Source organism: Chlorobaculum tepidum TLS, from assembly GCF_000006985.1.
GTDB lineage: Bacteria > Bacteroidota > Chlorobiia > Chlorobiales > Chlorobiaceae > Chlorobaculum > Chlorobaculum tepidum.
The window spans coordinates 608,814-622,791 of the sequence record NC_002932.3; the positions used below are offsets into that span (position 1 = coordinate 608,814).

At 57.7% G+C, this 13,978-nt stretch carries 13 protein-coding genes; 1 reads left to right on the forward strand and 12 read right to left on the reverse strand.

Going from position 1 to position 13,978, the window contains the following annotated elements:
* Positions 1-32 precede the first annotated feature (32 nt).
* From serS to AYT24_RS02850, 3 genes are all read right to left on the reverse strand, one after another.
* Entirely contained in the window at positions 33-1,316 is a 1,284-nt protein-coding gene (gene serS / locus AYT24_RS02840) for a serine--tRNA ligase (protein WP_010932293.1), read from the reverse strand.
* Positions 1,317-1,337: 21 nt separating this feature from the next.
* Positions 1,338-1,796 carry a GatB/YqeY domain-containing protein gene (locus AYT24_RS02845; protein ID WP_010932294.1) on the reverse strand — a complete coding sequence of 153 codons (459 nt, stop codon included), beginning with the start codon at positions 1,794-1,796 and terminating at the stop codon, positions 1,338-1,340.
* A 157-nt stretch (positions 1,797-1,953) separates the two neighbouring features.
* Complete coding sequence (locus tag AYT24_RS02850; protein ID WP_010932296.1) at positions 1,954-2,688, reverse strand: SDR family oxidoreductase; 735 nt, start codon at positions 2,686-2,688, stop codon at positions 1,954-1,956.
* Between the two features lie 144 nt (positions 2,689-2,832).
* On the opposite strand from AYT24_RS02850, the gene AYT24_RS02855 reads away from it, so the two are divergent.
* Positions 2,833-3,126: a cold-shock protein gene (locus tag AYT24_RS02855; protein WP_010932297.1), complete on the forward strand. Its 294-nt coding sequence runs from the start codon at positions 2,833-2,835 to the stop codon at positions 3,124-3,126.
* A gap of 126 nt (positions 3,127-3,252) precedes the next feature.
* Here AYT24_RS02855 and radC read toward each other — a convergent pair whose 3' ends face one another.
* The 9 genes from radC to ilvD form a co-directional block, all read right to left on the reverse strand.
* Positions 3,253-3,921: a RadC family protein gene (gene radC / locus AYT24_RS02860; RefSeq protein ID WP_010932298.1), complete on the reverse strand. Its 669-nt coding sequence runs from the start codon at positions 3,919-3,921 to the stop codon at positions 3,253-3,255.
* A gap of 117 nt (positions 3,922-4,038) precedes the next feature.
* The gene (gene cimA / locus AYT24_RS02865) at positions 4,039-5,643 is read right to left on the reverse strand and encodes a citramalate synthase (protein ID WP_010932299.1); all 1,605 of its coding nucleotides are present in this window, start codon (positions 5,641-5,643) and stop codon (positions 4,039-4,041) included.
* Positions 5,644-5,651: 8 nt separating this feature from the next.
* A complete protein-coding gene (locus tag AYT24_RS02870) occupies positions 5,652-6,224 on the reverse strand; it encodes a 3-isopropylmalate dehydratase small subunit (protein ID WP_010932300.1) in 573 nt (190 codons plus the stop codon).
* Positions 6,225-6,259: 35 nt separating this feature from the next.
* Complete coding sequence (locus AYT24_RS02875) at positions 6,260-7,555, reverse strand: 3-isopropylmalate dehydratase large subunit (RefSeq protein ID WP_010932301.1); 1,296 nt, start codon at positions 7,553-7,555, stop codon at positions 6,260-6,262.
* Between the two features lie 168 nt (positions 7,556-7,723).
* Positions 7,724-8,779: a 3-isopropylmalate dehydrogenase gene (leuB, locus tag AYT24_RS02880; protein ID WP_164927220.1), complete on the reverse strand. Its 1,056-nt coding sequence runs from the start codon at positions 8,777-8,779 to the stop codon at positions 7,724-7,726.
* An 11-nt stretch (positions 8,780-8,790) separates the two neighbouring features.
* Positions 8,791-9,783, reverse strand: a complete 993-nt coding sequence (ilvC, locus tag AYT24_RS02885; protein ID WP_010932303.1) for a ketol-acid reductoisomerase — start codon at positions 9,781-9,783, stop codon at positions 8,791-8,793.
* A gap of 43 nt (positions 9,784-9,826) precedes the next feature.
* On the reverse strand, positions 9,827-10,306 hold the full coding sequence (ilvN, locus tag AYT24_RS02890; RefSeq protein ID WP_010932304.1) for an acetolactate synthase small subunit: 480 nt from the start codon (positions 10,304-10,306) through the stop codon (positions 9,827-9,829).
* A gap of 9 nt (positions 10,307-10,315) precedes the next feature.
* The gene (ilvB, locus tag AYT24_RS02895) at positions 10,316-12,037 is read right to left on the reverse strand and encodes a biosynthetic-type acetolactate synthase large subunit (protein WP_010932305.1); all 1,722 of its coding nucleotides are present in this window, start codon (positions 12,035-12,037) and stop codon (positions 10,316-10,318) included.
* A 72-nt stretch (positions 12,038-12,109) separates the two neighbouring features.
* Positions 12,110-13,792, reverse strand: a complete 1,683-nt coding sequence (ilvD, locus tag AYT24_RS02900) for a dihydroxy-acid dehydratase (protein WP_010932306.1) — start codon at positions 13,790-13,792, stop codon at positions 12,110-12,112.
* Positions 13,793-13,978: the final 186 nt, after the last annotated feature.

Genomic DNA, 13,978 nt, shown 5'->3' on the forward strand with positions numbered 1-13,978 from the left:
CACCTCGTTCAATCAGTTCACAACGTCCACCTTCACTCAATGATCTCAAATCCCGTGTAAGGCTTTAGCGCTTCCGGCACCATAAGCTTGCCGTCGGCGGTCTGGTAGTGTTCGAGCAGCGAGACCATCAGGCGCGAGGTGGCCAGGCCTGAACCGTTGAGGGTGTGCACGAACTCCGGTTTCGATTTGCTGTCGGGCTTGAAGCGGATGTTCGAGCGGCGCGCCTGGTAGTCTTCGAAGTTCGAGACGCTCGATGCTTCGAGATATTTGTTCTCGGCAGGTGACCACACCTCGATGTCGTAGCACTTGGCGGCGTTGGCACTGATGTCGCCGCTGCAGAGCGTGATGACGCGGTAGGGAATCTTCAGGGCGACGAGGATTGCTTCGGCGTGGCCGAGAATCTCTTCGAGCGCTTCGTACGACGCTTCGGGCCGCGTGAAGCGCACCATCTCCACCTTGTTGAACTGGTGAACCCGCAGGAAGCCGCGCGTGTCCTTGCCGTAGCTTCCCGCCTCGCGCCGGAAGCAGGCCGAGTAGGCGGCGTATGCGATTGGCAATTTGTCGGCATCGAGTATCTCGCCGCGATGCAGGTTGGTCACGGGAACCTCGGCTGTCGGGATGGCGTACAGCCCGTCCTCCGGCATGTGATAGACCTGGTCGGCAAATTTCGGCCACTGGCCGGTGCCGCGCAGCGACTCCTGGTTCACCATGAATGGCGGGAACACCTCGGTGTAGCCGTGGTTTGCGCTGTGCGTGTCGAGCATGAAGTTGATGAGCGCTCGCTCAAGCCTTGCGCCTTTACCAGTATAGACCGGGAAGCCTGCGCCGCTGATCTTCGCGCCGCGCTCGAAGTCGAGAATGCCAAGGCTCTTGCCAAGTTCGAGGTGGTTCTTAACAGGGAAGTCCAGATTGTGCTCAAACGAAACCGGCCCTTTGTAGAGCACGTTCTCCTCTGCCGAGCGCCCTTCCGGCACGCTTTTGTGGAGCTTGTTCGGCAGGGTGAGCAGCAGCTCTTCAATCTCGGCTTCGAGTGCCGAGAGCGCCAGATCGAGATCGGCGATTTCGTCGGAGACCTGTTTCATCTGGCCGATCAGCTCGTCGGCCGACCCCTGTCCGGTGCGCTTGATGTTGGCGATCTCTTTCGATACCCGGTTGCGCAGCGCCTTGAGGTCGTCGGTGCGTTGCACCATCGCCTTGCGTTCGGCGTCACGTTCGAGCAGACGGTCAACCTTCGGTGCATCGCCCTGTTGCTGGCGGCGGCGCAGCATCTCTTTGACATCATCCGGATTCTGGCGGATGTAAGTAATGTCGAGCATATATCTTGCGGAGAATGTGGGTTAGGCTGAGAGGAGCGATTTCACGAGGTTCTGGACTTTGCCGCCATCGGCTTTGCCCTTGAGGGTTTTCATGGCGAGGCCCATCACCTTGCCCATCTCCTTCATCGACGTCGCGCCGGTTTGCGCGATGATCTCGCGGATGGCCGCTTCGACCTCTTCGTCGGAAAGCTGCTGCGGCAGGTACTCTTCGAGCACTTTCAGTTCGGCTGCCTCGGTTTCGACGAGGTCGGGGCGGTTGCCCGCCGTGAACTGCTCTATGGCGTCGCGCCGCCGTTTTGCCAGCCCCATCAACACTTCAAGCTCCTGCTCCTCGTTCAGTTCGCCTTTGCCGCCAACCCGGATGGAAACCTCCTTTTCCAGCAGGGCGGCCCGGATAGAGCGGATGGCGTTGAGGCGAATCTTGTCGCCGCTTTTCATGGCTTCTTTCAGCTCCTGATCGATTCTTTCCTTGAGGCTCATGATGGTATAAAGCTGTTCGTTGGTTGTGGTTCAAGAACCGGAAGATAAGAGGAATAGTTGATAATTGATAATTGACAACGGAGAATGGAAACGGATGGATTATGAAATGAAAAGAGCTCTTTGTCCATTTTGCCCACAGCGACCAGCACCATCACATTCAATCGTCCTGAATATCTCCCGATGTTGGTCTCAGAATGATCTCTTCGACCACCGTTCTCGATGGTTGAAGGTAGGCCTGTACTACCGGAGCCGCGATGTCTTCCGGCATCATCATGAGGGCCTGCATCTCATCGTCAACTTTACCCCACATCGGCGTATATACCGCTCCCGGTTGGACGTCGGTGATACGCACGTTGCACTTCCTGGCGTACAGGCGCATTGTCTCGACCAGGCCGCGCTGGCCGAATTTGGACATGCAGTAGATCGACGAGTGTCTGAAAGCTTTTGTCGCGGCCACCGAGGTGATGAAGAAAATATGTCCCGAGTGCTGACGTTCCATGAGGGCGAACAGCGCCTGCGTCAGGAAAAAGGTCCCTTTCAGGTTTGTGTTCATGGTATAGTCGAAATCCTCTTCGGTCAGATCGCTCAGTGCTCCGAAACGGCCAACCCCGGCGTTGTTCACCAGACAATCGATGTGACCATAGCGCTCAACAATGTGTGTGGTTAACCTCCTTACATCAGCCATATCGGAGATATCAGCGGTGATGGTGTCGGTCAGGGCACCTTCGGCACGGCATTCAAGAGAGATTTTTTCGAGGTCTGCCGCTGTGCGCGAAGAGAGCACGAGCACCGGTTCGAAGTCGGGATGGTGTCTGGCGGCTCGGGCAAATTCGAGCGCGATAGCGCGGCCAATGCCTTTTCCTGCGCCGGTGATCAGGAGTATATGTTTCATGACTAATTTGAGAATTAAATTATATGTTTTGTATTTGGTGTGTTTAAAGCGAAAATATTATTGCGTTATATGACGCAATAATCTATATTAAACAATAAACTGATGTTTTTATTTTGTTAACATTAACCATCGAATGTCGTCATCATGGCTAAAAGTAAAGTCAAATGGTTTGATGGCAAAAAAGGGTACGGTTTTATTCTGAACCCTGATGGCGGGGAAGACATCTTTGTCCATTTTTCGTCGATCATCTCTGATCAGAGCTTCAAGGTCCTCAATCAGGATGCTGACGTGGAATATGATCTTGATAAGACACAGAAAGGTCTTCAGGCCAAAAATGTTCGTGAACTTTCTGTTTCCGCAGCTACCGTGGCTTCCGGCGTTGAGAATCCAGCGGTAAGGCTTGGGGTTCAGGGCGAATTCAATTCCTTGCCTCAGTAAGCCGTTTCAGCTGCTGTCCTTCCACCTATTTTCCAACAATCTCTTTTTTTTGATCCAGCAGACCAAATGCAGAAACTACGATTTTGAGATCGTAATTCTTTCGAGAGTTTACCGGGTCAAAACCCTTCAAAGCAGGGCGTGATCCCTGAAGCTGAACCAGTCATTGTTTCCAACGATCACATGGTCGAGCAATTCGATCTGGAGAAGGTCTCCGGCCTTTTTCAGGATCGACGTGACCTGTTTGTCGGCGTTGCTCGGTTGCACGTCGCCTGACGGATGGTTGTGCACCAGAATGATCGAGTGAGCACTTTCGCGGATCGCCGCCTTGAATATCTCTCTCGGGTGGATGAGCGAAGCGGTGAGTGTTCCGATGGTAATGGTTTCGTGTCTCAGAATCTGGTTTTTCGTGCTCAGGAAAAGCACGAACAGATGCTCTTTGGTTTCATCCGGGATTCTTCCTTTCATGTACTCAAACACGTCACGCGCGCCCTTTACTTTCAGGTTCATGTTGCGTGCAAAGTGCAGTCGTCGCTGAAGCTCGAAGATTGCCGCAATCTGCATTGCCTTGGCTTCGCCGATGCCCGGCGTTTTCTGCAGCTCCTGAATCGACAGGTCAGCGAGGCGTTCGAGACCGTGCTCCGAGATGAGCTTGTTGCAGGTGTCAATGATATTCAGCCCCGCTGTGCCGGAGCGGAGAATAAGCGCCAGCAGTTCCGCCGGGCTGAGGGACTCCTTGCCGGAACGGAGAAACCGCTCCCTCGGACGATTGTCGGGATCGATGTCGTGAATGCGCATGATGTTTCCTGTAGGGGGCAGGAGTGAATAATATGCTCAAGATAAGCCTGACGGGGCGATAGCTGCAAGCAGAGATGGGTGTGCTGCCGACATTTTCGGCAGCACTAAAAGTCGTTTTCAGCTATTCAGGGCCTCGCTGGCTGGAGCCGTTGCGGCCGCTTTCGACTGGTTGTAGAACAGGTAGTAGTTGATGCTGTCGTTGAGCGCCTGAAGACTCGCTTCGATGATGTTGGTCGAAACACCGACCGTTCCCCAGCTGTTCTGGCCGTCGCTGCTCTCGATGAGTACCCTCACCTTGGCGCTCGTACCGCTTTTTTCTTCGAGCACGCGCACTTTGTAGTCGATCAGTCTGATCATGCGAATATCCGGATAGAAGTGCAGCAGCGCCTTGCGGAGCGCCTTGTCGAGCGCGTTGACCGGGCCGTCGCCGTCCGCGACCGTCTGCTCGGTTTCATCGCCGACCATCACCTTCATCACGGCCTGATCGACCGCCTTGATCTCCTGCCCGTTCTGGATGACCACCTTTGATTCGAGTACCTCGAAATAGGGCTTGAACTGGCCCAGCTCGCGGCGCAGAATCAGCTCGAAGGAGGCTTCAGCCCCGTCGAACTGGTAGCCCTGGTGTTCGAGCTTTTTGACGTGGTTGACCAGATTCTTGAACACTTCGCCCTTTTCTGGCAGCGAAATGCCGAGTTCTTGCGCCTTGTAGCGGATGTTGCTCTGCCCGGCCAGCTCCGAGACCAGCACGCGCTGGCGGTTGCCGACCAGCATCGGGTCGATGTGCTCGTAGAGCGAGCTCTCCTTCATCACCGCGCTGACGTGGATGCCGCCCTTGTGTGCGAAGGCCGATTTGCCCACGAACGGCGCCTTGGAGTCAGGCGGGAGGTTCAGGATTTCATAGACGAACTTCGACATCGAGGTCAGCGATTTCAAATCCTGCACATGGCTGAACTCCGCGCCAAGCTTGAGCATGAGGTTCGGGATGATGCTCACCAGATTGGCGTTGCCGCAGCGCTCGCCGATGCCGTTGATCGTGCCCTGCACCTGAGTTGCGCCTGCCCTGACTGCCTCGATGGAGTTGGCCACGGCAAGGTCGCTGTCGTTGTGCGCGTGGATGCCCACCGACACGCCGATGATCTCACGCACCCGCGTGACGATTGCCGCGATCTCGTGCGGCAGCGTGCCGCCGTTGGTGTCGCACAGCACGACACGGCTTGCGCCGCCATCGACAGCCGCTGCGATCATCCGTTCGGCGAACCCTGCATTATCCTTCCAGCCATCGAAAAAGTGCTCGGCATCGAAGAATACCTCGCGGCCTGATTCGACAAGGAATTTTACAGAACGATAAATCAGCTCGGCGTTTTCGTCATCCGAAATGCCCAGGCTTTTGACTGAGTGGGCTTTCCAGGTTTTTCCGAAAATGGTGAGCACTGGAGCTTCGCATCTGACAAGGCCGACGAGGTTTGGATCATTTTCGACATTGTCGAGCGAACGCGCCGTCGAACCGAACGCCGTCAGACGGGCGTGTTTCAGGTTCAGCTTCCGTGCTTTAAGGAAAAACTCTTCGTCCTTCGGATTGCTGCTCGGCCATCCGCCTTCGATAAAGTCCACACCGAACTCGTCGAGCCGCTCGGCGATCAAGAGCTTGTCCTGTACCGAAAGATTGATGTGCTCACCCTGCGTACCGTCACGCAGGGTGGTGTCATACAGTTCTATTACCATGCTTTTGCTTATGCCTCAGTCGAAGCCATGAGGTTGTTTTTCCTTGCGTATTCAAAGATGCCGCCCGCCTGCACAATATTGATCACGTCACCCAGCGGCCGCAGCTCGTAGGTGATGTTCTGCGTGAGGTTGGTCAGCGTGTTGTTCTCCATGTCGAGCGACAGCTCGTCGCCGGTCATGATCGACTTGTTGAGCGGCTGCGCCGTCTCAAAGGGAATAACAAAACCGCCGTCCACGCAGTTGCGGTAGAAAATCCTCGCGTAGGATTCGGCGATGATCGCTTTGGCTCCGGCGACCTTCAGCGCGAAGGGCGCGTGCTCTCTCGACGAGCCGCAACCGAAGTTGGGTCCGGCGATGATGATCGAGTATGGCGAGGTGAACTCACCCTCTTCGACGAACGGAATATTGCCTTCCGGAAGTCCCGCCTGGTCGATCGGAACGCCGGAGAGCGCGTATTTGCCGTACATCTTCACCTCTTCCGGATCGGAGAGGCTGTAGACCAGGTGCTCGGCGGGAATGATCTGGTCGGTGTCGATATTCTTGCCGAGAACGTAGGCTTTACCTTGTATGATGGTATCCATGATGCTGTGTTTTCCTTGTCATTTGCTTCGTTCGATCAGAGGAAATCTCTCGGATCGGTGAGTTTGCCCGTTATGGCAGAGGCTGCCGCAGTCAGCGGCGAGGCCAGATAGACGCTCGCGAACTTGCTGCCCATGCGGCCAGGGAAGTTGCGGTTGGTGGTCGAAACGACGACGTCGTTGTCCACCGAGCGCCCGACCGTGTCCGAAGGGCCGCCGAGACACGCCGCGCACGATGGCAGGGCGATGTTGCAGCCAGCTTCCTCGAAAATATGGCGCAGTGTCTGGCCATCGTACATCTCGGTTTCGAGCTGCGATGCCACGAGCACGGTTGCCGGGACGATGTTGGTTGTGACCGCCACCTTCTTGCCCTTGAGAATCTTCGCTGCGAGCTTGAAGTCGGTCAGCTTGCCGCCGGTACAGGAGCCGATGTACGATTTGGTGATCGGCGTTCCGGCCACGCTGTGCACGGTGGCGCGGTTGTCCGGGCTGTGCGGCTTGGCGACGATCGGCTCCATCTTTTCGACGTTGTAGCGGTACATGCTGTGGTACTGCGCGTCGGGATCGCTCGTGAAGATTTCGTACGGCTTGCTGGTGCGCGCCTTCACGAAGGCTTCGGTGACCGCATCGGCAGCGATGATACCGTTCATGCCGCCCGCCTCGATGGCCATGTTGCAGAGCGTCATGCGCTCGTCGATCGGCAGCGAATAGACCGCTTCGCCATCGAACTCCATGGCGCGGTAGGTCGCGCCGTCGGTGGTGATGTCGCCGAGGATCTGGAGGATCAGGTCTTTGGCCGTCAGGTACTCGGGCATCTGGCCTTCAAAGGTGAACTTCATCGAATCAGGCACCTTCTCCCAGAGCTTGCCGGTGCCGAGGATGAAGGCTGCGTCGGTGTTGCCGATGCCGGAGCCGAACATGCCGAATGCGCCCGAGGTGCAGGTGTGCGAGTCGGTGCCGAACAGCACGGTGCCGGGGAGGTTAAAGCCCTCTTCGGCCAGCGCGACGTGGCAGACGCCGCGGTAGCGGTCGGTGCCTACATCATAGTAGTTCGGCAAGCCCTGCTCGGCGGCGAACTGGCGCAAGAGGTCGATATTGCGGTGCGCGTGCTCGTTGGCCGTGAAGATGTAGTGGTCGGGAAGCACCACCACTTTCGACGGATCCCACACCTTGGCGTTCGGGCCGAACTCCTGCTTGAAGATATCGAAGGTCGGCGGGCCGCAGACGTCGTGCGTCAAGAGAACATCGACATTGAGCCATACGCTCTGGCCGGGATCGACGAATTTGCGGTTCGCAGCCCTGGCGAAAATTTTCTGGGTTATCGTTTGTGCCATGGTTTCAAAGATTCCGTTATCGGATATATAATCTTGTCTGAATTTTTTCTTGTCCGGGCTAGCAGGCCCCGTCAAAAACTGAAAAGCCGGAGACCTGCAGAGCTCCGGCTTTTCTCGTTGCGGCTCACCGCCGCATGTGCTCTGTCGTTTTCTTTGCGTTGTTCGCCGTCAAATTCGGGCGACGATAGCCGCCGTCATTTCTGTTGTCGAAGAGATCGCCTCGCCCGCTGCGGCGATGTCGCCCGTGCGGAAGCCTGCAGCAAGCGCGCCTTCGATGGCCGCGTAAATGTCAGCCGCCACTTCGGGCCGGTTGAAGCTGTTCTCGAACATCATGGCCACCGATGCAATGGTCGCGATCGGGTTGGCCTTGTTCTGGCCCGCGATGTCGGGAGCGCTGCCGTGAATCGGTTCGTAGAGCGCGTGCTCCGAGCCGATGCTGGCCGAGGGCAACATGCCGAGGCTGCCGGTGATCATGCCGGAGATGTCGCTCAGGATGTCGCCGAAGAGGTTGCTCGTCACGATCACCTCAAACTGCTTCGGGTTGCGCACCACCTGCATTGCGGCGTTGTCAACGTACATATCGACCAGCTCGATTTCCGGGAAATCCTGGTGCACTTCATGCACGATGTTGCGCCAGAACTGTGAGACTTCAAGTACGTTGGCCTTGTCGATCGAGGTGACCTTGGCGTTGCCGCGTTTCTGCGCGTATTCGAACGCAAGCCGCGCGATGCGCTCTACCTCGTAACGCTCGTAAACCATTGTGTTCCAGCCGCGCGTTTCGTCGTAGCCTCTCGGCTGACCGAAGTAGATGCCGCCGGTCAGTTCACGGAACACCATAAAGTCAGTGCCCTGCACCACTTCAGTTTTCAGCGTCGATGATGCCACGAGAGCATCGTACACCCTCGCCGGACGCAAGTTTGCAAACAGGCCGAGCTCCTTGCGGATTTTCAGCAGGGCCGCTTCAGGCTTTTTGTCGTGCGGCAGGTTCTCCCATTTGTAGCCGCCGACGGCGCCAAGCAGCACCGCGTCGCAGTTCTTGCATGCCTCGAGCGTCTCGTCGGTCAGCATGGAGCCGTGCACGTCATACGACGCGCCGCCGAACAGGTGCTCCTCGACCGAAACTTCAAAGCCGTGCTTTTTCGCGACGGCGTTCAGCACGTCGAGCGCACCGGCTACCACTTCGGGGCCGATGCCGTCGCCGGGGATAGAGACAATTTTATACATCATCCTCCCGCTTATTTCTTTTTCAGCCAGCTCATCATGCCGCGCAGCTTCGCGCCGACGACTTCGATGGGGTGGTTGCGGTTGCTCTCACGCAACTCGTTCATCTTCTTGTAACCGGAGTTGCATTCGTCGATGAACTCTTTTGCGAAGCGACCGTCCTGAATCTCTTCGAGAATCTTCTTCATCTCGGCTTTCGCGGCGGAAGTGACGACGCGCGGGCCGCGGGTCATGCCGCCGTACTCGGCGGTGTCGCTGACCGAGTAGTTCATGCGCGACAGGCCGCCTTCGTAGTAAAGGTCAACGATGAGCTTCAGCTCGTGCATGCACTCGAAGTAGGCCAGCTCGGCAGGATAGCCCGCCTCGGTGAGGGTCTCGAATCCGGCCTTGATGAGTTCAGCCGAACCGCCGCACAAGACGGCCTGTTCACCGAAGAGGTCGGTTTCAGTTTCATCCTTGAAGCTGGTCTCGATCACGCCAGCCTTGGTGCCGCCGATGCCTTTTGCCCATGCGAGCGCAATTGCCTTGGCGTCGCCGGTAGCGTCCTGGTGCACCGCGATGAGGCAGGGCACGCCGTTGCCTTCGGTGTAGGTGCGGCGAACGAGGTGGCCGGGGCTTTTGGGCGCGATCATGATGACGTTCACGTCAGCCGGCGGCACGATCTGCTTGTAGTGAATATTGAAGCCGTGGCCGAAAGCGAGCGTCGCGCCCGATTTCAGGTTCGGCGCGATTTCGTTGTCGTAAACGCTTTTCTGGGTCTGATCCGGCAGGAGAATCATGACGATATCGGCCCATTTGACCGCTTCGGCCACAGTGTCAACCTTCAGGCCCGCTTCGCGTGCCTTGGCGCAGGAGGCGCTGTCGGTCTTGAGGCCGACGCAGACGTTCATGCCGCTGTCCTTCAGGTTCAGCGCATGAGCGTGGCCCTGGCTGCCGTAGCCGAGAATGGCGATATTCTTGTTCTGCAGTACCGCAAGATCGGCATCCTGCTCGTAATAGATATTCATTGACATATTCGTGTTGACTGGTTTTGGACGTACATAAAAAACTTCAGCTCTCGCCGCGATGGATGGCTACCGCGCCGGAACGGGCGAGTTCACGGATGCCGAAAGGCCTGAAAAGGTCGATGGCCGTGTTGATTTTGTCGGGTGAACCAACGAACTCAATAGTAATGGATTTTTGCTTTATATCCACGACTTTTCCCTTAAAAACATTGGCCAGCTCGAAAATCTCGTGTTGCGTGGATTTGCTGAGTTTCAGGCTCAGAAGCAGCAGTTCGCGCTCCACGTGCGGCTGATGGGTGAGGTCGGTCACCTTGATCGTATCAATCAGACGGTTCAGTTGCTTGAGCACCTGGCTGATGATGCGGTCTTCGCCCCGCGTCACGATGGTCATGCGCGAAATTTCCGGGTCTTCGGTTTCGCCGATGGAGATGCTTTCGAGATTGAAGCCGCGAGCGCTGAACATGGCGGCAACCCGGTTCAGCGTGCCGAACTTGTTCTCGACCAGAACGGATATAAGATGTTTCATAGAAGTAGCTTAAACCATTGTTTTCGGATTCAGCCGGGCCAACAGCATGTCTGAAATCGAGCCGCCGGCGGGTACCATTGGAAAAACCATATCCTTGCGGATAACCCTGAAATCAACCAGCACTGGCCCGTCGTTGTACGCGAGCGCTTCGGTGATGGCGGCGCGCGCTGCTTCCGGATTGCTGGCGCTCATCGCCTTGCAGCCAAAGGCTTCGGCAACCTTGACGAAATCGGGGTTGCTCGACGCCAGGTCGGTGAAGGTGTACTTCTCCTGATGGAACAGCTCCTGCCACTGGCGCACCATGCCGAGGTAGCTGTTGTTGATCAGGAAAATCTTGATCGGCAGTTTGTTGTAAACCGCCGTGACCATCTCCTGGATGTTCATCATCAGACCGCCGTCGCCACTGAAGAGCAACACTGGCCGGTCGGTGACGCCGAAGGCCGCGCCGATGGCCGACGGCAGGCCGAAGCCCATGGTGCCGAGTCCGCCACTCGTGATGATCGAGCGCGGTTCGGTGAACTTGTAGTACTGCGACGTCCACATCTGGTGCTGGCCGACGTCGGTAACAACCACCGCGTGACCTTTGGTCTGCCTGGAGACCTCGTCGATGACGAACTCGGTTTTGAGCGAATCCGGCTCGATCTCGTAGTCGAGCGGACACTGCTTGCGCCACTTCTCGATTTCGGCGAGCCACGCGCTGCGATCCTCCCTCGATTTCGGCATCGCTTCGATGAGCGAGGCGAGGAAGTCCTTCGAGTCGCCGACCACCGGCAGATCGACCTTGATGTTCTTGTCCACGTTGGTCGGGTCGATGTCGTTGTGGATTTTGTACGCATGGGTGGCGAAGGTGTCAACCTTGCCGGTGACGCGGTCGTCGAAGCGCGCACCGACGGCGATCAACAGGTCACAGTTGCTCACCGCCTGGTTGGCCCAGTAGGTGCCGTGCATGCCGAGCATTCCCATGGAGAGCGGATGGTCGCCGGGGAACGCGCCGAGTCCTTGCAGGGTCATGGTGACCGGAATCTGCTGGTCGATGGCCAGCTTGCGCAGCTCCGCCGATGCCTCCGCGCTGATGACGCCGCCGCCGACGTAGAAGAGCGGACGCTTGGCTTTGGCGATCATTTTCGCCGCTTTGCTGACCTGGTTGGCGTGGCACTTGATCGTCGGCTTGAAGCCTCGAATGTCAACGTTCTCCGGCCACTCGAAGGTGCATTCGGCGTTCAGCACATCTTTGGGCATATCGACCAGCACCGGGCCTGGCCGTCCGTTGGTGGCCAGGTAAAATGCCTTGCGGATGGTCGTAGCCAGCTCGCGCACATCCTTGACGAGGAAGTTGTGCTTGGTGATCGGCCGCGTGATGCCGACGATGTCCGCTTCCTGAAAGGCGTCGTTGCCGATCAGCGAACTCGGCACCTGGCCGGTGAAGACCACTAGCGGCGTGGAGTCCATGTAGGCGTTGGTGATGCCGGTGACGGTGTTGGTCGCGCCGGGGCCGGAGGTGACCAGCACCACGCCGGGCCTGCCGGTGGCGCGGGCGTAGCCCTCGGCCATGTGGGTCGCACCCTGTTCGTGGCGCGCCAGAATGTGCTCAATATCCTCGACATCGTGCAGGGTTTCATAGACTTTCAGCAATGCCCCGCCGGGGTAGCCGAAGATGTATTCGACGTTTTCACGCCTTAGACACTCGAAAAATATTTCGGATCCGATCAGTTTCTCTCCGTTGTTATGCATGGTTCAATCCTGTTGATCGATGGAAAGGCGAGTCATCCGGAAGCGCAATGGCCAGCCCCATATTCATATTAGTTAAAAATCGTTTTTCAGAACCGCACCGGTATTGGCCGAGGTGACCATTCGTGCGTATCGTGCCAGATACCCTTTTTTGATTTTCGGCTCGAACTTTGGCAACGCCTCGATGCGCTGGCGGATGGTCTCGTCATCGAGTGCTACCGTCATCGAACGAGCCGGTATGTCGATGGTGATCATGTCGCCGGTTTGTACCGCCGCGATCGGGCCGCGGTCGGCGGCTTCGGGCGAGACGTGACCTACACAGGCGCCACGCGATCCGCCGGAGAAGCGCCCGTCGGTGATGAGCGCGACTGAATCGCCGAGGCCGCGGCCTATGATGGCGCTGGTTGGCGAGAGCATCTCCGGCATCCCGGGGCCGCCGCGCGGGCCTTCGTAGCGGATCACCACCACATCGCCCGACTTGACGTCGCCATTCATAATGCCCGCAATGGCGTCGTCCTGGCAGTCATAGACCTTCGCCGGGCCGGTGTGCTTCATCATCGCCGGGCTGACCGCGCCGGTTTTGACAACTGCGCCGTTCGGCGCAAGGTTCCCGTAGAGCACTGCCAGACCGCCGGTGGTCGAATACGGCTCCTCGACGGAGCGAATCACCGTGCGGTCGAGCACCTCGGCGCTGGCGATATTCTCGCCGAGCGTCTTGCCGGTGACGGTCGGGGCGGAGAGGTCGAGCAGCCCCTCAACCTTCGACAGCTCCTTCAGAATGGCCGAAATGCCGCCCGCGCGATCAACATCCTCGATGTGTACCTCGGTGGTTGCCGGGCTCACCTTGCAGATATAGGGCGTTTTGGCTGACAGGTCGTTCAGCTCCGAGAAGTCGAAGTCGAGTTCAGCTTCGCTTGCGATGGCCAGCGTGTGCAGAATCGTGTTGGTGCTGCCGCCCATCGCCAGGTCGAGCGCGAAGGCGTTGAGCATCGACGTACGGGTCAGAATCTGGCGCGGGCGAACCTCCTTCTTCACCAGATCGATGATGCGTCCGGCAGCGGCTTTGACCAGCTCGTTGCGTCGCGGATCGGCGGCAAGGATCGTGCCGTTGCCGGGCAGCGCGAAACCGAGCGCTTCGCAGAGGCAGTTCATCGAGTTGGCCGTGAACATGCCGGAGCAGGAGCCGCATCCTGGGCAGCCGCACTCCTCGACGGTCTGGAGTTCATCCTCCGTGATTTCGCCGGTGCTGCACTTGCCGACCGCCTCGAAAACCGAGATAAGATCGACCGTTTTGCCCGATGGGGTGTGCCCGGCCTTCATCGGCCCGCCTGAGACGAAGACAACCGGCACGTTCGTCCTGAGCGCGCCCATCATCATGCCGGGGGTGATTTTGTCGCAGTTTGGGATGCAGACCAGGCCGTCGAGCCGGTGCGCTTCGACGACGGTCTCGACCGAGTCGGCGATCAGCTCGCGGCTGGCCAGCGAGTAGCGCATGCCGACGTGGCCCATCGCAATGCCGTCGCAGACGCCGATGGTGTTGAACTCGAACGGCACGCCGCCAGCCTCGCGCACGGCTTCCTTGGCGATGCGGCCCAGCTCCTGCAAATGCGCGTGGCCCGGAATCAGCTCGTTGAAGGAGTTGCAGATGCCGATGAACGGTTTCGAGAAATCATCTCGTGTCGAAACGCATCCGGTTGCCTTGAGGAGACTGCGGTGCGGAGCCTTTTCAAATCCTTTTTTTATGGTATCTGATCTCATGGGTCAAGTCGATGGTTAGTAATTGAAAAACAAAGAAAAACAAAAGTCCGGGCCTGCCTGTCCCGAAGCCTTGAAGTCTGATGTATTGTCGCGGAAAATACGATGGACCTGGAAACGGGCTGACGGCGGGTCAGGCTACGATAATTCGTACGTGTACAAGCGGTACCGATACGGTAAGGGTAATAC